The sequence below is a fragment of the Flavobacterium alkalisoli genome (assembly GCF_008000935.1).
In the GTDB taxonomy this organism is placed as follows: domain Bacteria; phylum Bacteroidota; class Bacteroidia; order Flavobacteriales; family Flavobacteriaceae; genus Flavobacterium; species Flavobacterium alkalisoli.
In genome coordinates this window covers 1,636,212-1,655,103 of the sequence record NZ_CP042831.1, presented here as the reverse complement: position 1 = coordinate 1,655,103, position 18,892 = coordinate 1,636,212, and the positions used below count along the sequence as shown (strand labels likewise).

16 protein-coding genes are annotated in these 18,892 nt (G+C 37.6%); 7 read left to right on the top strand and 9 right to left on the bottom strand.

Annotated elements, in window-relative coordinates; all coding sequences use genetic code 11:
* The first annotated feature begins 15 nt into the window (after nt 1-15).
* The 3 genes from FUA48_RS07310 (at nt 16) to rlmB (ending at nt 2,078) form a co-directional block, all read left to right on the top strand.
* The gene (locus tag FUA48_RS07310; protein WP_147582934.1) at nt 16-771 is read left to right on the top strand and encodes an immunoglobulin-like domain-containing protein; all 756 of its coding nucleotides are present in this window, start codon (nt 16-18) and stop codon (nt 769-771) included.
* 12 nt (nt 772-783) lie between these two features.
* The gene (locus tag FUA48_RS07305) at nt 784-1,281 is read left to right on the top strand and encodes a lipid-binding protein (RefSeq protein ID WP_147582933.1); all 498 of its coding nucleotides are present in this window, start codon (nt 784-786) and stop codon (nt 1,279-1,281) included.
* A 62-nt stretch (nt 1,282-1,343) separates the two neighbouring features.
* Nucleotides 1,344-2,078, top strand: coding sequence for a 23S rRNA (guanosine(2251)-2'-O)-methyltransferase RlmB (gene rlmB, locus FUA48_RS07300; protein WP_147582932.1), 735 nt, complete (start codon nt 1,344-1,346; stop codon nt 2,076-2,078).
* Here rlmB and FUA48_RS07295 read toward each other — a convergent pair.
* Entirely contained in the window at nt 2,075-2,896 is an 822-nt protein-coding gene (locus tag FUA48_RS07295; protein WP_147582931.1) for a rhomboid family intramembrane serine protease, read from the bottom strand. The two genes, rlmB and FUA48_RS07295, sit on opposite strands and share 4 nt — an antisense overlap.
* Nucleotides 2,897-2,985: 89 nt before the next feature.
* On the opposite strand from FUA48_RS07295, the gene FUA48_RS07290 reads away from it, so the two are divergent.
* Entirely contained in the window at nt 2,986-4,263 is a 1,278-nt protein-coding gene (locus FUA48_RS07290; protein ID WP_147582930.1) for a replication-associated recombination protein A, read from the top strand.
* 4 nt (nt 4,264-4,267) lie between these two features.
* Here the strand turns inward: FUA48_RS07290 and FUA48_RS07285 are convergent, their stop codons facing one another.
* Genes FUA48_RS07285 through FUA48_RS07265 form a run of 5 tightly spaced genes read right to left on the bottom strand, consistent with a single transcriptional unit; the run spans nt 4,268 to nt 8,159 of the window.
* Entirely contained in the window at nt 4,268-4,975 is a 708-nt protein-coding gene (locus FUA48_RS07285) for a hypothetical protein (RefSeq protein WP_147582929.1), read from the bottom strand.
* A 2-nt stretch (nt 4,976-4,977) separates the two neighbouring features.
* Complete coding sequence (locus FUA48_RS07280; RefSeq protein ID WP_147582928.1) at nt 4,978-5,661, bottom strand: YjjG family noncanonical pyrimidine nucleotidase; 684 nt, start codon at nt 5,659-5,661, stop codon at nt 4,978-4,980.
* Nucleotides 5,661-6,167: a hypothetical protein gene (locus tag FUA48_RS07275; RefSeq protein WP_147582927.1), complete on the bottom strand. Its 507-nt coding sequence runs from the start codon at nt 6,165-6,167 to the stop codon at nt 5,661-5,663. Before FUA48_RS07275 ends, FUA48_RS07280 begins: the two co-directional genes overlap by 1 nt.
* On the bottom strand, nt 6,160-7,533 hold the full coding sequence (locus FUA48_RS07270) for an ABC transporter permease (RefSeq protein WP_147582926.1): 1,374 nt from the start codon (nt 7,531-7,533) through the stop codon (nt 6,160-6,162). Before FUA48_RS07270 ends, FUA48_RS07275 begins: the two co-directional genes overlap by 8 nt.
* Nucleotides 7,530-8,159 (bottom strand): ABC transporter ATP-binding protein, encoded by a 630-nt coding sequence (locus tag FUA48_RS07265; RefSeq protein ID WP_147582925.1) that lies wholly within the window; start codon nt 8,157-8,159, stop codon nt 7,530-7,532. Before FUA48_RS07265 ends, FUA48_RS07270 begins: the two co-directional genes overlap by 4 nt.
* Nucleotides 8,160-8,363: 204 nt before the next feature.
* On the opposite strand from FUA48_RS07265, the gene FUA48_RS07260 reads away from it, so the two are divergent.
* On the top strand, nt 8,364-9,002 hold the full coding sequence (locus FUA48_RS07260; protein ID WP_147582924.1) for an NAD(P)-dependent oxidoreductase: 639 nt from the start codon (nt 8,364-8,366) through the stop codon (nt 9,000-9,002).
* A 53-nt stretch (nt 9,003-9,055) separates the two neighbouring features.
* Here FUA48_RS07260 and FUA48_RS07255 read toward each other — a convergent pair whose 3' ends face one another.
* Both FUA48_RS07255 and radC read right to left on the bottom strand, forming a co-directional pair.
* Nucleotides 9,056-9,454, bottom strand: a complete 399-nt coding sequence (locus FUA48_RS07255) for a hypothetical protein (RefSeq protein WP_147582923.1) — start codon at nt 9,452-9,454, stop codon at nt 9,056-9,058.
* A gap of 21 nt (nt 9,455-9,475) precedes the next feature.
* Nucleotides 9,476-10,174 carry a RadC family protein gene (radC, locus tag FUA48_RS07250; RefSeq protein ID WP_147582922.1) on the bottom strand — a complete coding sequence of 233 codons (699 nt, stop codon included), beginning with the start codon at nt 10,172-10,174 and terminating at the stop codon, nt 9,476-9,478.
* Between the two features lie 89 nt (nt 10,175-10,263).
* On the opposite strand from radC, the gene FUA48_RS07245 reads away from it, so the two are divergent.
* Nucleotides 10,264-10,848, top strand: coding sequence for a DUF1287 domain-containing protein (locus tag FUA48_RS07245; protein WP_147582921.1), 585 nt, complete (start codon nt 10,264-10,266; stop codon nt 10,846-10,848).
* A gap of 14 nt (nt 10,849-10,862) precedes the next feature.
* On the opposite strand, the gene FUA48_RS07240 is transcribed toward FUA48_RS07245, so the two are convergent.
* Nucleotides 10,863-12,221, bottom strand: coding sequence for a UDP-N-acetylmuramate--L-alanine ligase (locus FUA48_RS07240; RefSeq protein ID WP_147582920.1), 1,359 nt, complete (start codon nt 12,219-12,221; stop codon nt 10,863-10,865).
* A 154-nt stretch (nt 12,222-12,375) separates the two neighbouring features.
* Between FUA48_RS07240 and FUA48_RS07235 the strand changes: the two genes are divergently transcribed.
* Nucleotides 12,376-18,852, top strand: a complete 6,477-nt coding sequence (locus tag FUA48_RS07235) for an alpha-2-macroglobulin family protein (protein ID WP_147582919.1) — start codon at nt 12,376-12,378, stop codon at nt 18,850-18,852.
* Nucleotides 18,853-18,892 lie beyond the last annotated feature (40 nt).

Genomic DNA, 18,892 nt, shown 5'->3' with positions numbered 1-18,892 from the left:
TTAAAAACTGAAATCATGAAAATTATATATAAAACATTAAAAGCAGGCTTATTGTTATCTCTCGCGGTCTTAACATCGTGTGGATATGAAGACCCTGTTGATTCTAAAGTAACCTACTATCCGATAATCGAAGTTAACGGAGGTGATGTTCTTTTAAACCTAGGTGATTCTTATACAGACCCAGGAGCTGTTGCAACTATCGACGAAGAAGAAGTTCCGGTAGACATTAGATTTGTAGGAAGATACAGAAATAATGTATCTACAACGCTAGACACTAATATTGCAGACATATACACTCAGGAATATTCTGCAACAAATGAAGATGGCTTTAGTGGTACTTCAACAAGACAGGTTATTGTAGCTAATACTGGCGACCTTGTTAACAGTATAGAAGGCTTGTATACTTCTACTGTATTTAGAAATGGTACTCAAGGGAGTCCCGCTTCTGCTTATACCGACATTGAGTATATGTTGATATGGAAAAATGCAGATGGTAGCTATCAGATATCTGATTCGTTTGGAGGTTGGTATTTATTTGGAAGAGCAATTGACTTTTCGGAAACACCGGGAGGTATTATTGTAGCTAACGACATCCCTTCTAACGATTTTAGTTTCCCGGGAACTCAAACCAACAGATATTTTGGAGGTAGTGCTGAAATAACAGATTTAACTGTAGACCCTGTAACCAAAACCCTTGTACTAACAACAGTTTGGAATGTTTCAGGTACAACCTATACGTTTGAAAGCCAACTTACACAAGTTCAATTCTAAAAAAGCAAATTCATGAAAAATATAAAAAAATTATTATTGCTTGTAGGAGTCTTCGCTTTTGCTTTAACCTCTTGTGAAGAAGGTGGTTATGACGACTACGGTATGGATACCACACCATCTGTTGCAATGAACGGCGAATGGTGGGTAGATATTATTGATGAAGCATCAGGCTCTGTACTGGCTCAGCATATATTACATAAAACATATGATACAAATGCAGGAGACGGTAGGATGTTTATAGATGATAATCAAAACGGCTACTGGATAAAAGGTACGGTAGCGGTAGACCTTAACAACTTTACCTTTAGCACTACTGATGAGGAAAACCTGGCTGATCCGGGAAGTACTTTTAATGTAACTGAAGGTATGATACTTAAAAATGCTGCACTCTCTGAATCAGGTGTTGTAGTAGACAGTATCTATTTTAAAGGGGAGTTTAGTTATGATCCGGGTACAATAATCATCTTCGCAGGACACAAAAGAACCGGCTTTTTGGAAGATGAGTATTAAAAGAGAAACTTCGTCTCTTAAAACCACCCCTAACGGGGTGGTTTTTTTATTACATTTGCAAAATGGAAAAAGAACATCAGATTTTTGGGATAAGGGCTGTAATAGAAGCCATAAATGCAGGTAAAGAAATTGATAAGATTTTTATTCAGAAAGAGGCACAGGGTGACCTGATGCGTGACCTGATGAAAACCATCAAACGAAACAACATTAACTTTAGCTATGTACCTGTAGAAAAGTTAAACAGGCTTACCCCAAATAATCATCAGGGTGTTGTAGCAACCATTGCCCCTATCCGCTTTCACGATCTTGAAACTTTAGTAGAGAATGTACTTGAAACCGGCAAAGCTCCTTTATTCCTTATCCTAGACCAGTTATCTGATGCACGAAACTTTGGTGCTATTATCCGTACAGCAGAATGTACAGGTGTAGATGGCATTATAATACAAAAACAGGGGTCTGCCCCTGTAAACGGAGACACAGTAAAAACTTCAGCCGGAGCGGTGTTTAATGTACCTATTTGTAAAGTAGAGCACATAAAAGATGCTATTTTCCACCTGCAGGGTTCTGGCATAAAAACCATAGCCGCGACAGAGAAAACAGAAAACACTATTTATGATGTTTCATTTAATGAACCTGTTGCTATAATAATGGGGTCGGAAGACAGAGGTATAAACCCTTCTGTTTTAAAGATAGTAGATGAAAAAGCAAAACTGCCTATGTTTGGAACAATATCATCTTTAAATGTATCTGTAGCCTGTGGTGCTTTTCTATATGAGGCTGTAAGACAACGCCTTTAATTAATTTGGTTTTCGCTTCCCTCCTCACCTTCCTTTTCAGGCTTGGGTGTATAACTATACACTATCCTTAATACAGGTCCGCTATGCGTATGGGTAGAATTATCTGCCTGAATATTACTTTCATCTTCAAATAATTCTTCCGGTTCCGGTTTTGGAGGATTAACAAAATTACCTTTCTCGTCAAAGCGTTTCATAAACGCATCCTGACTGGGATCAAAATCTGCTCTCTCCCAATCATAAGTAATTTGTTTCTTGTATTGAGGTGTTACATATATCCTGGAAAACAATAATCCGGTTAACAGCCCTCCTAAGTGGCCTTCCCAGGATATCCCCTGTTTAACATCCGGAAATATATACCATATCATCCCACCATACAGTATAATTATTAGTAAAGACAAAGCCACTAACCTGTAATAACCCGTTTGTATACCTTTAAAGAAAATAAAGCTTACCAAAACATATATCAGTCCGCTTGCCCCTATATGATAAGACTCCCTGCCTATTGCCCAGGTAAACAATCCCGAAAGTAAAATACCGTAAACAATTACCTGTAGCGCCTGTTTACGATAAAAATATCGTAAAGCAGCTATAAGTACCAATAACGGTATCGAATTATTATAAAGATGCTCTAAACTACCATGCAGAAAAGGACTGAAAACAACACCACGCAATCCTTTTAATGTACGTGGATAAATACCAAAATCATTTAAATGAAGTTGGAATTTAATATCGGCCCAATATACAATCCATAAGGAAAGGACAAAATACAAAGGCCAGGCCAGTACAGAAGGAGTGAATTTGAATTGATTATCGGTCATAAAAGGTATGTTAAGCTATTTGTATCTACTCAATAATTTAACCAATTTTGCTTTAGTGCAATTTTGTCATAATTCAGTAATTTTACACAATGGAAGCACCTTTAGCAGAACGCATACGCCCTAAGCATTTATCAGAATATATCAGTCAGCAGCATTTGGTTGGCCCAAACGGTTCGTTAACCCATCAGATAGCTCGCGGAGTAATCCCATCGCTTATTCTATGGGGGCCTCCGGGAACTGGAAAAACCACATTGGCTCAAATCATGGCTGAAGAATCCAAAAGACCTTTTTATGTGTTAAGCGCAATCAATTCGGGTGTTAAAGACGTACGTGAGGTTATTGACAAAGCCAAACAAAGTGGCGGATTGTTTACTTCTAAAAATCCAATATTGTTTATTGATGAGATTCATCGTTTTAGCAAATCGCAACAGGACTCCCTTTTAGCTGCAGTAGAAAAAGGCTGGGTAACACTAATAGGTGCTACTACCGAAAATCCGAGTTTTGAGGTTATTCCCGCGTTATTGTCAAGATGTCAGGTGTATGTATTAAATGCTTTTTCTAAAGAGGATTTAGAGGCATTATTACACAGGGCTATGAATACCGATGAGATTTTAAAACATAAAAACATTGACCTTAAGGAAACAGAAGCCCTACTTCGACTTTCAGGAGGTGATGGCAGAAAGCTTCTTAATATTTTTGAGCTTATTATTAATGCTTCTGAAGGAGAAGACATTGTAATAACCAACGACAAGGTAATGCAGTTGGTTCAAAAAAACACTGTACTTTATGACAAGACCGGAGAACAGCATTATGATATTATCTCAGCTTTTATAAAATCGATGCGAGGCAGTGACCCTAACGGTGCCGTATATTGGCTGGCACGAATGATTGAGGGAGGTGAAGATTTAAAATTCATAGCACGACGCATGCTAATCCTTGCGTCTGAAGATATTGGTAATGCCAATCCAACTGCACTTATTATGGCTAATAATGCCTTTCAGGCAGTATCTACCATAGGTTATCCTGAATCGCGCATCATTTTAAGTCAGTGTGCAATCTATCTTGCTACCTCACCAAAAAGCAATGCTTCATACATGGCTATAGGGAAAGCACAACAAATGGTAAAACAAACAGGTGATTTACCTGTACCGTTCCATTTACGCAATGCACCCACAAAACTTATGAAAGATTTAGGGTATGGTGATGACTATAAATATGCGCACGACTATGATAACAATTTTGCCGATCAGGAATTTTTACCGGACGAAATAAAAGGCACGCCTTTTTATGAACCGGGAAATAATAGCCGTGAAAACTCTACCCGCGACTTTTTAAAGCACAGGTGGAAAGGAAAATATAAATATTAAAGATTTAGAATTTAATATTCAGTACCTGTGAAACAGGCTCATCATTAAGATAATACTCAAAAACCCAGCTACCGTCTCTTTTAAACACAACTCCTGTTATATCTTCCATCTTAGCACTATAAGAATCAGGCTGAGATGTTTTATACATTTTAAGAACTGTTTTTTGAGATTTATCTATTAGTTCGTAACCGTATGATGTAGGTTTAGCATATAACTGATTATCCCTGTTTTGAACAACAGGTTCTTTTTCTTCCGATGCCTGATGCGGTGTAGCACTTTCTCCTTTGAATTTGTAATCGGTAGCATCCAGTGATTTGGAAGCATCACGAAGCGACTCATAATAAGCCCTTCTTAATTCTTTCTCTTTACTTTTACCTTCAAGCGATTTAAAAACCTCCTGATCTACACAATTCTTTAAAACAATTGTTATTTGCGTAGAAAGAAGCTTAGAGTCCAATAGTAAATCTCCATATAAGGCTTTACATTTATCCATCTTCAACTCAAAAGGCATTTCATCTCCTTCAAAATAAACCTCAAAGCCTTTCTTTTCAAAAAGCATTTTGGTAATATCATTCATGTTGTACTGATTTTTCTCTGAAAGAAAATCAAAATGTTTTGGCAACACTACATACTTATAATCATTAATATCAGTACTTTGAGCAAATAAAACACCACTAAACAGCAACGCTGCAAAAAGAGCTATTTTTTTCATTTTTAAAGGAAATTTTTTAATTCCAGCAGATGATGAACCTGAGGTATCCCCTCTTTTACTGCCAGCTTGTTTTCATTAAAGTAAATTGCGTCCAGACCACAATCCAGAGCACCCTGAACATCGGCTTCAATACAGTCGCCTATCATTACCCCCGTATTTTTTTCTACGTTAGCAATTTTTAAAGCATATTCAAAAATCTTGGCATCGGGCTTTTTACATCCTGCCTGCTCAGAGTTTGTTATGGTATCAAAATAATGGTAAATATCGGCATTTTTAAGCTTTGCTATTTCCTGAACCCCATTAGTAATTATATGAAGACTGTAATTAGGCCTTAAATACTCCAGTATCTCTACAGTACCCTCATACAAATGATTATAGGTAGGCAAAAGGGCTATATAATCTTCCCAAAGCTTATCAATAGTAACATCATTTACATCGCAGCCTACAGTATCAAAAGCTTCTTTAAGCCTGTTGTACCTTAACTCCTGCTGACTGATATGTCCATCGCGATACATTTTCCAGTATTTAAGATTGATAGGAATATAGTTTTCAATAAACAGCTCTATATCAACCTCAACATTATGCTTTTGAAGAATTACCTGAAAAGTAAGCGCAGAGTTTTTCTCGAAGTCCCATAATGTATGGTCGAGATCAAAAAACACCGCTTTCTTTTCCTTTAGCTTCATTATCCTTTTATAATAACAGCATTTTCAATGTGGTAAATCCAGTCGTCCACATCAGAGTCATTATATCTAAAAGTACCTTCCAGCGTTACATACTGGTCGGTTTTAAGTTTCATGTTAGGATTTTTAAACTTAATCCCCATTATGGTTTCAGGACCGGCCTGACCACAGAAAAAGCAGGAAGCAAAAACATTTTTACTAAGCGCATAGCTTTTATTATCAATAGGAATAATAAAACCACTCATTATAATAGTTTTTTTGCTTTTCGCCTTTAGTGTAGGATTTACAACCGGAAACATTACCCCTTCAGGATAATCATCGGTTGATTTCTTGATATATTTTATCTGCCCTAAAAGTTTCCAGGATAAGGTATCCGAGAAAACAGCAGTATTGTCTGCCTTTGTATTAGTAGTCGTAAAACCGGAATTTTGTAAAGAAGGTGTTCGCAATGACATCAACATTAACCCCGAAAACATAATTACTGCTACAATGAAATAATTTTTACGCATTTGCCAGTGTTTTTGAAATATTTAATCCGTAAGCCTTAACCGCAGGTATAACCGCCGCTAAAACCCCTACAAAGATAGTGAGCAGGAATAAATATCCCTCTTTTTCCCACACAAACTCGAGAGGATTAAACGAAATTTTAAATTCGCTTTCAGACGAACCCGAAATTAAGCTTAGTGCTAACCTCCCAACAATCGTTCCAAAAATGTATCCTGTAAAGCATAATAAGAGACTTTCTATAAGAACAAGCATTAATAATTGCAGCCTGCTTGCACCATTAACACGCAGAAGGGCAAATTCATATTTTCTTTCCTTTAAAGTATTGAACAAAGCGATAAATATACTGATACCCGATATAAGCATAATACCATAAGCAAGGTACTGCAACGCATCAAGGCCGATACCAAAAAGCGTAAACAATCTGTTTATCTCTATAGCAGGAAGCGCTCCCTGCATTTTTGTATTTTGAGGTATAAGCCTTGGCCAGGTTACTATACCCATTTTGCTTTTAAATTTAATAAGCACCGCCGTTATCTCTTTCCCTTCTTCACTTACAGGTATATCCACATGATCATGAACTTCTTCTGCATGGTCGTGATCGTGGCCATCTTCATGATGATGTTCTTCACCTTCCTCTTCGGCTGCCATGTGGTCTTCGTGGTCATGAGCTTCTTCAGCAGCTTCATGGTCATGATGGTCGTGCCCTTCGTGATCATGGTCTTCCAATGCCTCTCCTTCATGTTCATGATCGTGTTCGTGGTCATGCATTGCCCAAACGCTTGGAATATTACTTAAAATAAGATTGTCTACTACCTTACCGGTTGAAGAGGCGATACCGGTTACTATGTAGGCATGGTTTTCATGTACCTCCCCTTCTTCAGAATCTCCGTGAGAACCAAAGAATTTATCTCCTAACTTGATATTCATTTTTTGTGCTACGGCACTACCCACAACAACCTCAAAATTCTTATCGAAAACCTTACCGTCGGTTATCTCTGCACCATATTTATGTAAATATTCGGGGGTTGTCCCAACAATCCTAAATCCTCTGTAATTATCACCAAAAGCAAGCGGAATTGCCGTTTCCACAAACGGGTGTTTCATCCATTTTTTAGCTTCGGTATAATCAATATTCCCTGTTGGGGCATCTACCTGATAAACCGAAGACAGTATAAGCTGCAACGGGCTACCTTGTGCGCCAAGCACCATATCTATACCATCTATATTGTCACTAAATTTCTTTTCAAACTGATCCTGCAGTAAAATAAGCAGGGTAATAATAGCCACACTCGCTGTTAGCAGGATAATACTAAGAAGTGTATTTAGTGGCTTAAACCATATATTTTTCCAAGCTATTTTAGTAATCATGATAACGTAATTTGATTAGGGAAACGGTCTTTTAACCTTTGGTCGTGAGTTACTATAACCAGTGCAGTACCAAACTGCTTGGCAAGTCCCGAAAGCATATCGGCTACCTTATAAGCATTCTCATCATCAAGGCTTGAAGTAGGCTCATCGGCAAGTAACAACTTGGGCTCGTTAATAAGGGCACGGGCAATAGACACCCTTTGCTGCTGGCCAATACTAAGCTGAGAAGGCAATTTATGCATATGCTCTTTTAAGTCCAGTTGTTCTAAAAGCTGCTTCGCCTTTTCAGTGGCATGATGTCCGGTTGCCAGCCATGATGCCAGTACCACATTTTCCAAAACGTTTAGTGATGCCACAAAATAGGATTGCTGCAATACAAGCCCTATGTTTTTACCCCTAAAATGATCGAGTTTCCTGTCTGACAAAACGGACAGGCTTGTATCATCTATAAAAACATCTCCCGACTGCGGACGTAAAAGCCCTCCAAGCAAATGCAATAATGTGGTTTTTCCTTTTCCCGATCCTCCCGTTATAAGAAGGCTGTCTCCTTTTGAAGCTGTTATATCAGGAAACTGAAAAGAAGTGCCTTTCCCGTAAGAAAAGCGTATATCTTTTGTAGTAATCATTCCGGATTTATTTTGATGTGATGCAAGTTAGCGAAAATAGGGCGATAATAAAATTGTAATCTTCCTACAATTTACTACTTTTAACACATTAGAATCTCTTTATAAAATAGTAACAGACAGGCAAACTGGTTTTGCCGCACTTTGCCAACCTTAAAACCGGTTAGCGAAGCAATAGTTTATTATCTATTTTAAAAGAGAAATTTTATGAAACCATCTATAAAAATTGCCGTTATAGGCGCCACCGGAAAAGCCGGTAAATTCCTTATTAAAGAACTCGCAAAAACCAACTACCAGATTAAGGCGTTGGTTAGAAATCCTGAAAACACGAATCTCTCTACAGTCGAAGTCATTACAGGAAATGTTTCAACCCTGGATGATGTACTTTCGCTATTAAAAGATTGTGACGCGGTTATAAGTGTACTGGGCATGGGTGTCTCACCAAATCCTACCGATATATTCACAACTTCGACAGGCAATATTCTGTCTGCAATGAAGAAGCTGAATATAAAACGATACATTGTTATTACGGGATTGAATGTAGATACTCCTACCGATAGTAAAAGCCCTAACTCTAAAGCGGCTACCAATTGGATGTATGAGTACTTTCCTGCTACCACAAAAAATAAGCAGGAAGAATATGAGATGCTAACAGAAAGCAGTACAGACTGGACTATGGTAAGACTCCCGATGATTGACTTAACCGAAGAATCTCCTGAAATTGCCATAAGCCTTACAAACTCTCCCGGCAATAAGATAAGCGCTACCTCGCTAGCGCAGTTTTTAATTAAGCAGCTTACTGATGAAGCCTACATAAGGCAGGCTCCTTTTATAGCCAACCAATAAAAATAAAGCGGGCAATATGCCCGCTTTTATATTATAACATACAAGATAACAACTTAATCAAGCATTCTTGTCATCCTGAAATTTCCTTCATAATTATTCCCTTTAAGAAAAACTGTATCTTTTGTATAACGTAAAAGCTTATACTCCATTTCAGGATAACCTAAAGAAAATATACTGTCTGCTTCATTAAAGTTCCATTTGCTCTCAGGGTTTTCGTTTCCTTCAAAATTAATTTTCTCCTGTAAAACCATGTATTTTCCAAACCATTGATAAGTCTTATCAGAAAAAAACTGATTATACCTGACAAAAGTATAGTGATTATCTTCTAAAGCTTCAAAACACCAAACCTTTCTGTCTTCTTCAACAGCTAAAGTCCTTTCAAAATCTGTAATGAAATGTTCTTCTTTACATGATATAAGCAAAAACAGTATTAGCAATATACTCGTTCTCATTTCGTTGGTTATTTGGTGATACTACAACATCCCCTCATCAGCAAAACTTAGGTAGGATTTCTCGGTTACTATAACATGGTCAAGGATATTAATGCTAAGGCTCTGCCCCGCCTGTTGCATCTGTTTTGTTATCTGCCTGTCGGGTTCACTCGCCTGTAATGTTCCGGAAGGATGATTATGTACCAGTATCATGCCCGTTGCATTATGTTCCAGTGCCAGTTTAAAGGCCAGGCGAACATCTACGAGTGTTCCCGTAATACCTCCTTTGCTTAATTGTGATTTATAAATAACCTTGTTGGAATTATTAAGGTATAATACCCAAAATTCCTCATGGGGTAACTCACCTATAAGCGGTTGCATAATATCATAAACCGCCTTGCTGGAAGTTACTTTTTTTAAGTCGGGCGTATCTTCTTCCCTTCGTCTTCGGCCCAGTTCGGCAGCGGCGGCAATGGTTACGGCTTTAGCTTCCCCTATCCCCTTAAAGTTCATGAGTTGCTGAATGGACATTTTACCTAAAGCATTAAGGTTATTGTCTACACTTTTAAGTATGCGTTTACTAAGTTCCACCGCACTCTCGTTACGGCTACCTGAGCCTATAAGTATGGCTATCAGTTCAGCATCACTAAGGGCGGTTTTGCCCTTAAGCATTAATTTTTCGCGGGGTTTATCGTCCTCTGCCCAATACTTGATCGAAAAGGCTCCTGTGGTTTCTTCCATAATTATTAAAGTAAGGTTGTACGAATTTAATTAAAAACCACATACTATTACAGAATAATATTACGTTACAAATTAAAACACCATAGTGAATGAAGCAACTTTTACTCTTATTCCTTATCGGTTCTGTTTTAAAAGCTGATGTACAAAAAGACTTCTACACACAGCTTTCTGATGCTGCCCTAACACTCACCAAAGACGCTGTAAGGTATGAGCCTAAATATGTAAAAATAAAATATCCTAACGGAGATGTTCCTGCCCACACCGGTGTATGTACCGATGTGGTTATACGTGCTTACCGAAAACTGGGAATCGACCTGCAAAAGGAAGTACATGAGGACATGAAGGCTAACTTTGCCAAATATCCCAAAATATGGGGATTAAAATCTACCGATACCAATATTGACCACAGAAGGGTGCCTAACCTGCAAACTTTTTTTACCCGTAAAGGAGAAAAACTTGCAGTAACACAAAAGGGAAGCGACTACAAGCCGGGAGATATTGTAACCTGGATGCTAAATGACAGGTTGCCTCATATAGGCATAGTGGTAAACAAAAAAGGAAAATCAGGCAATTATATGATTGTACACAATATAGGCAGCGGACAAAATTTAGACGACTGCCTCTTTGACTATTCGATAAGCGGGCACTACCGGTATAAAAAAGAGGGACATTAAGTCCCTCTTTTTTATTACATAAGTGTTTTTACATCGTCAAAATTAAGTCCGCCATAATTACCCGAACTCATTAAAAGAAGCGCCACACCTTCGGTATCATATTTTAAATGGAAAAGATATTCCTTAAAAGCCTCAGGATTGGTATAAATAATAAGATCTTCCCGATTAAAGGCTTTGGCTATCTGCTCATAGGTTACCTCTTCAAGCTGTTTTATCTTAACCGCTTCCGGCGAATAGAACACTACTGCCACATCGGCATTATCAAGAGCGCCCTCATACTCTTTTAAGAACTCAGCATTAAGGCTGCTGTAAGTATGCAGCTCTAAGCAGGCAATAAGTTTCCTTTCAGGATACTGTTCTTTTACGGCTTTAGTTGTAGCAGCCACCTTACTTGGTGAATGGGCAAAATCCTTATAAGCTACATTCTTGCCATTTTCTGCAATTTTCTCAAGGCGTTTACTCGCTCCTTTAAAACTTGCAATAGCCTCATAGAAATCGGCTTCATCCACACCCATATTCTGGCATATCCATTTGGCACCGGCCAAATTATTAAGATTATGTGCCCCAAACACCTCAATAGGCATAGCTCCTTCGGGAGTTTCAAGATAGGTAACACCATTTTCTACAGAATATTCCGGTGTACTGTATGGCAGTTTACGGATTGGGTTTGTTGCAGCTTCGGCAATCCTTTTCACCTCTGCATCATCTTCATTGTATACTAATATACCCCCGTTTGTAATCTTCTCGATAAATATCTCAAACTGCTCTACATAGTTCTCATAGGTAGGAAATACGTTGATATGATCCCACGCAATACCGCTTATAAGTGCTATGTTAGGATTGTACAGATGAAACTTCGGCCTTCTGTCCATAGGTGAAGAAAGGTACTCATCCCCTTCAAGCACAATAAAGTCGTTATCTTCTGTTAAGTGTACCATGGTTTCAAAGCCTTCCAGCTGGGCTCCTACCATATAGTCTACTTCTATACCATGATAGTGCATTACATGAAGTATCATACTCGTAATGGTTGTTTTACCATGCGACCCTCCAATTACCACGCGGGTTTTATTTTTAGACTGTTGGTATAAAAACTCAGGGTAAGAATAAATTGTAAGTCCCAATTCCTGCGCTTTTAAAAGCTCTGGGTTATCAGCCTTAGCATGCATCCCCAAAATTACAGCATCAATATCGGCAGTAATCTTTTCAGGATACCATCCCAGTTCCTGCGGCAGTAATCCTTTCTTTTCAAGACGGGAACGCGATGGCTCAAAAATGGCATCGTCACTACCTGTTACATTATATCCTTTTTCATGCAGGGCCAGGGCCAGATTGTGCATAGCAGCACCGCCAATAGCTATAAAATGTGTACGCATTTAGTTTCTGATTATTTTTTTTAAGAGCTTCCCAACCTTTGCCGGAAAATAATGCTCTATACTATTAAATACCAAAAGTAATAAAATCATGGCATAAGCACCTCACCCTACCACAAACAAAAATGAACTATATTGCTCACTTAACTACCAACATATGAAAAAAGCCTTACTACTCTTCATTCTTATTATCGGTTTTACAGTAAATGCACAGGATTACAATGACAGATGGGAAAAAGTAATTAATTATGAAATTGACGGCAAGATAAAATCGGCTGATAAAGAAACCGATGAAATTCTTGAACTAGCCAAAAAAGACCGTAATGAACCCCAAATAATTAAAGCTTTTTTCTTTAAGGCAAGACACATGCAAACGCTGGAAGAAAATGCCCAGGTAAAAATATTTACCCTTTTAAAAGAAGAAAAGGAAAAAGCCAGCGTTCCCGGCAAGGCTTTAATGGAGTTTCTTTATGCCTCAACATTAAAAAAATTTTATAATAGTATCAATTATAAAATAAGTAATATCACCTATATAGAAGATGCTGTTCCCGAAGATATAATGGAATGGAGCAGAAAAAATTTTACCGAAGCCATAAGTGAGGCTTATGAACAAAGTATTAAAAGTAGGGACATATTATATAACGTCCCTTTAAGTGATTATGATGCCATAATGGAACTTAACCCTATACTTGCAAAAACAAACCGCTCGCTATATGATTTTCTCTTAGAACAATATATAGTACAGTATAATATGGATTTAAAGACAGAGACTGTAGGTATCTTGTTTGCAGACAGTGAAACTTTTCAAAAGGCAGACTTGAGGCAATATTCGGCTTCTTACAACGCTATTGTATTGTTACAGGATACAGAAAAACTGTATCAAAGCAATAACGACTCTTTAAACTTACAACGCGCCATTTTAAGAAGACTTGCTTTCTTTGATAGACATTACAATTTCTATTTAGCTAAAGAAAACAAAAACACAATATACCTTAACACACTTATAGAAGTTACTGAAAAATGGAATAAAACACCTTTCCTTTTTGAGGCAAAACTCAGGATGGCTCAGATTTATTATGATTTATCCAGCAAGGACAAACATCCTGAATATCGCAAAAAAGCTGTTGAACTATGTAATGAAATAATCGAAAATTCAAGGTACAATCATGTTGCAAGCAATGCTGCCGATCTGTTAAACACCTTAATCAAAAAACAATGTAATATTGAAACCGAAAAGTACATTATACCTAATGAACCTTTTTTAGCTAAGGTAAAATTCCTGAATATAGACACATTATATGTAAAACTATATAAGGTTAATAGTAACCACGACGTAATCCCTAATAAAAATGTCGAAGTAACGATATTTAAATACTCCTTACCAAAAAAAGCCGATTACTTTGAATATGAGACAGAACTCATAATACCAGCTATGCAAAGCGGTTATTATTTGCTGGAAGTATCACCTACAGAAGAAAATGAGATTTATTCCAAAAAAGCTAAAATTACAATATCTAATCTTGCTTCTGTGGAACAGCAAGAAAGCAATACTAAATATAGTCATTACAGAATCCTTAACCGTGAAAGCGGAGAACCTGTAAAAAATGCAAAAATACTATATGCTGAAAAAAAATATACCACCGATAAAAACGGCAAGGCAATTATTAAACAGCCTAAATACAAAAAGGGCGATGGACCAAAATCCAAAACACCCCTTATTTACTATAAAAAAGACACTTTATCTTCCTATAATCATGTACAATACAGCTACAGAAGTGAAAACAAAAATATTAGCAAAAAGTCAGAAAATGACACCCCTGATATTGATGTTACAGGAAAAATATTTACAGACCGGGCCATATACAGACCCGGGCAAACTGTTTATTTTAAAGGCATTATAACTCAGAAGGTTAATTCTGTTTATAGTGTGGTCCCCGATATTTATGTCAGCATATACATTACCGACTCACAAGGTAATGAACTTAAAACGTATCGTCTTAAAACTAATGAGTTTGGCTCGTTTTCGGGAGAATTTCAAATTCCTAAAAACGCACTAACGGGAGAATTTGAAATAGAAGTTGATGAAGATGAGGATTATGAACTCGATGAAAATTATAACAAGGTAAAAGACGAGCATCCTTTTTGGGACAGTGAAAATATATACTTTGATACTTTTTACAAGGAGTTTAGCGTAGAAGAATACAAAAGGCCAACTTTTGAAATTGAGTTTGACAAAGTAAAAACTTCCGTGCTTATAGACAAACCGGCTGTAATAACCGGTACGGCAAGGGCTTTAAATGGTGCTAACCTTACTGAAGCAGTAGTAGAATATACAATTAGCGGATTCCCCGACGGCTCGCAGGATGGCGAAGTAAAAACAGATAAAGACGGAAAGTTTACTATAGAGTTTATTCCTAAAGCTCCTGAAGATTCTGATGAAACAGAACTTCCTGTATTTACTTACGACATTAGCGTAGAGGTTACTGATATTAATGGCGAGACCCATGACAAGAAATTTAATGTAAAAGCCGGCTATCATGATTTGAGATTTTATGTCTATACCCCTTATCAATTTACTTCAGAAAAAAAAGATAAAATGTGGATTGAATCATTAAATCTAAATAATTACAACATAAAAAGTGAAGCCCAGGTTACAATCTATAAACTTATTGATGAAGAGTCAAAAATAAAAAGGGACAGGCCGTGGTTGGAACCAGAAATACAAACTATAACTCAGGAAGAATTTGAAAATACATTCCCTTACATACCTTATAAAAAAGCGAAAAAACTAACTGAGAGGGAGAAAGTTGTGTACAGTCAAAAATTAAATCTACAAGACAAAGAAAACATATTGACCCATGATTTTAGTGAATGGGAAACGGGGCGTTATGAAATTGTAGTTAGCACAACAGACAGCACTAATCACTATATTGAGTATAAAAACGACTTTTCTTTTGAAAACACAGATAAATACTCCGAACAATATATCTTTAAATTCAAAAAGCTAAACGAAAACTATATAACCGACGGGTATATTGAACTGGAACTCGCTTCATCCCTTGACAATTTGTATGTAGCCATAGAGGCCTTTACAGATGGCAAACGTAATTATGATAAAGTTGTGCATCTACAAAACAACAAAAGCACAATTAAAATACCTTTTACAACTAACCAACATAAGGCTGAAGTAAAGTATTACTATATATGGCAAAATGATTTTTATTCTGAAGTCCAAAAGTTCGACCTTAGAGATAATGACGAAGAAACTTTACAGATAACATCTTATACCCTGCGAAGCACCCTTACACCCGGCAATAAAGAAACCTGGTCGTTTAGTATTAAAGGCAATGGTAAAGAAAGGTTTGAGGCATTGGCATCAATGTATGATGCTTCTCTTGACCAGTTTAAAACTGACTATTGGCAGGACAATACTTTAAGAGAACGTGAATACAAATATTACCACACTCCTTATCTACAAACCACCGTAGGAGGCAACGTAAACACTTGGGGATACAGCTATTATAAAAGCACTGATATTTATAGCTTTACAACTCCCGATAAGATAAACAGCTTTGGGTTTGACATAAACGGCAGCCGGTTTATTTTTGAGAAACCTGCTACCCAAAAGAAAATATTAGCCGAAGTAGGATATGAAATAAAAGGGGTTGTTGGCGATGAACTTGGGCCACTGCCCGGAGCAAATGTTATACTTAAAGGTACACAAGTAAGCGGACAAACAAACATTGACGGTGAATATACTATTACCGCAAGTAAAGGGGATGTATTAGAATTCAGTTTTACAGGCTACGAAACCATACTTGTTACTGTAGATGACGCAACTGTATACAATGTAATGATGGAAGAAGGAATGGCACTTAGTATGGTTGTAAAAGATGTCTATAGAGCTACAACTACTAAAAAGTCGGCAATGGCTGTTGCATCAGTATCAGGTGTAGCTATTGAAGGCAGAACCAATGCTTCTATACTCCAGTCTCTACAGGGGCAGGTAGCCGGCCTAAATATAGGAACAGGATCGGGCCAGCCTGGTGCCGATAGTACAATTATACTAAGAGGTGTATCTTCTATTGATGGTAACCCTCAACCACTATTTATTGTTGATGGTGTCCCTGTTGATGAGGAAGGTTTTAGGAGTTTAAAAACTACAGATATTGCAAACATCGAAGTTTATAAAGATGCGGCAGCCACTTCAATATATGGAAATCGTGGGGCAAATGGTGTTATAGTTATAAGCACCTACAATGCCCTTATACAACAATCAGAAGAACTTAAAAAAGTTGGAACCCGAAAAAATCTGGATGAAACAGCGTTCTTTTATCCGCATCTTACTACAGATAAAGACGGAAATCTGAGTTTTACCTTCACTACCCCTGAAGCACTTACCGAATGGAGTATGCGACTTTTTGCTCATAGCAAAGATGCAAAATCAGGTTATTTTGAGCACTGGGCAGTTACACAAAAAGATTTGATGGTTATGCCAAACATGCCCCGTTTTCTCCGTGAAACAGATACAATAGTGATTAGCGCTAAGGTAACAAACATGACCGCTGCCCCTAAAACAGGTAATGCTATGCTGATGCTTTATAACGCCGTAGACATGCAGCCTATAGACGACATTGCCCTTAACAGCAATAATGTAAAACCATTTACTGTTCCCGGAAAAGGCAACACTATGGTAAACTGGAAAATTACCGTACCAAGAGGCATGGAAGGCATACAATATAAGGTTGTTGCCAAAACAGAAAACTATACTGATGGTGTAGAAAGCATACTCCCTGTATTAACAAACAGGACACTGGTAACCGAAAGTATACCGTTATGGGTGAAGCCAAATGAGACAAAAGAATATACTCTGGAAAAACTGAAGAATAACACTTCGTCAACCTTAAAGAACCATAAAATAGTATTTGAGTACACCTCAAATCCGGCATGGATAGCTATACAGTCGCTGCCATACCTTATGGAATATGAACATCAGTGCTCAGAGCAGCTTTTCTCAAGAATATATGCCAATACTATTGCTGCATCAATATTAGACAGCAACCCTAAAATAAAAGAAGTATTCGATTCCTGGAAAAAAGAAGGTGCTCCCACCTCTAAACTGGAGCAGAATGAAGAGCTCAAGTCTATTATATTGGCCGAATCTCCATGGCTACTGGACACTGAGAGTGAAGCCGAAAAGAAAAACAGGATAGCACTGTTGTTTGACCTCTATAGAATGAAAGGCTCTATTGCTGCCAACCTTGCCGTTCTTGAAGATCGACAAAACGAAAGCGGAGGATTTGCCTGGTTTGAAGGAGGAAAGGAAAATGAGTATATCACACGCCATATACTTGCGGGAATGGGACATCTGGCAAAACTAAAAATGGAAGATCCCGAAGAATATTCTTCTGACTACATTACAAAAAAAGGTATAAAGTATATTGATAAATGTTTTACAGAAGCCGAAAGGGAAAGAGCTAAAAAAGATAAGAAATCAGTGATTTCATCTGCTTATGTACCTCTACATTATCTTTATACAAGAAGCTTTTACACCAAGCAGTACCCCGTACAGGACAGTCTTAAAATCAGAATAGATAAGTATATTGATAACATTAAAGATAACTGGCTGGAATATCGCCTCTATGAAAAAGGAATGGCTGCCCTGGTGCTTAACAGGTTTGGCGATACCATTACTGCTAAAAAAATAACTGAAAGCCTTAGGGAAACATCATCTAACAACACCGAGTGGGGAATGTACTGGATAAGCAATAAAGCAGGATGGTACTGGTATGAGTCGCCTATAGAAACTCAGGCTTTACTTATCGAAGCCATGATAGAGATTGATAATGATATAGAATCGGCAGATGCCATGAAGGTTTGGCTTATAAAAAATAAACAAAATAAAAACTGGCCTACCACAAAAGCAACGACCGAAGCAGTGTATGCATTACTCATGAAAGGCGGCGAATGGCTTTCTGTAAAAGACAAGACCTCTATTAGTTTAGGAAATACTGAAGCTCTCAATAAAAAACTGGCAGAGAACAGTAAAGAGGCAGGAACGGGATATTTAAAACTGGAATGGGATAGTAAGGAAATTACCAAAGAACTGGCTGATCTTAAAATTGAAAACAAGTCGACAGTTCCCGGTTATGGAGGGCTTTACTGGCAGTACTTTGAAGATTTAGATAAAATAGAAGATGCCCAAAAAGGGATTATGAATATTACTAAGGAGCTTTATTTAAAAAACAAGTACGGAAGTGAGGCTTCATTAAGCCAAATTACACAGCAAACGCCTTTAAAAACCGGCGACCTTGTTACCGTAAGAATTATACTTAAACTAACAGAAGACATGGAATATGTTCATCTTAAGGATATGAGAGCTTCTGCGTTTGAGCCTGTAGATGTAATTTCAGGCCACAAGTGGGAGAAAGGCATGAGTTATTACAAAAGCACTAAAGATGCGGCTACACACTTCTTTTTTGACAGGCTGAGTAAAGGAACGTATGTACTGGAATATGATGTAAGAGTAAATAACGCCGGGGAGTTCTCTAACGGTATCTCAACCATACAAAGCATGTATGCCCCTGAATTCTCGGGTCATACAAAAGGTATAAGGATTAAGGCCATACCCTAGCCCATCCTTACTTTTTTAGGTAAATAAAAAAACGGCTTCT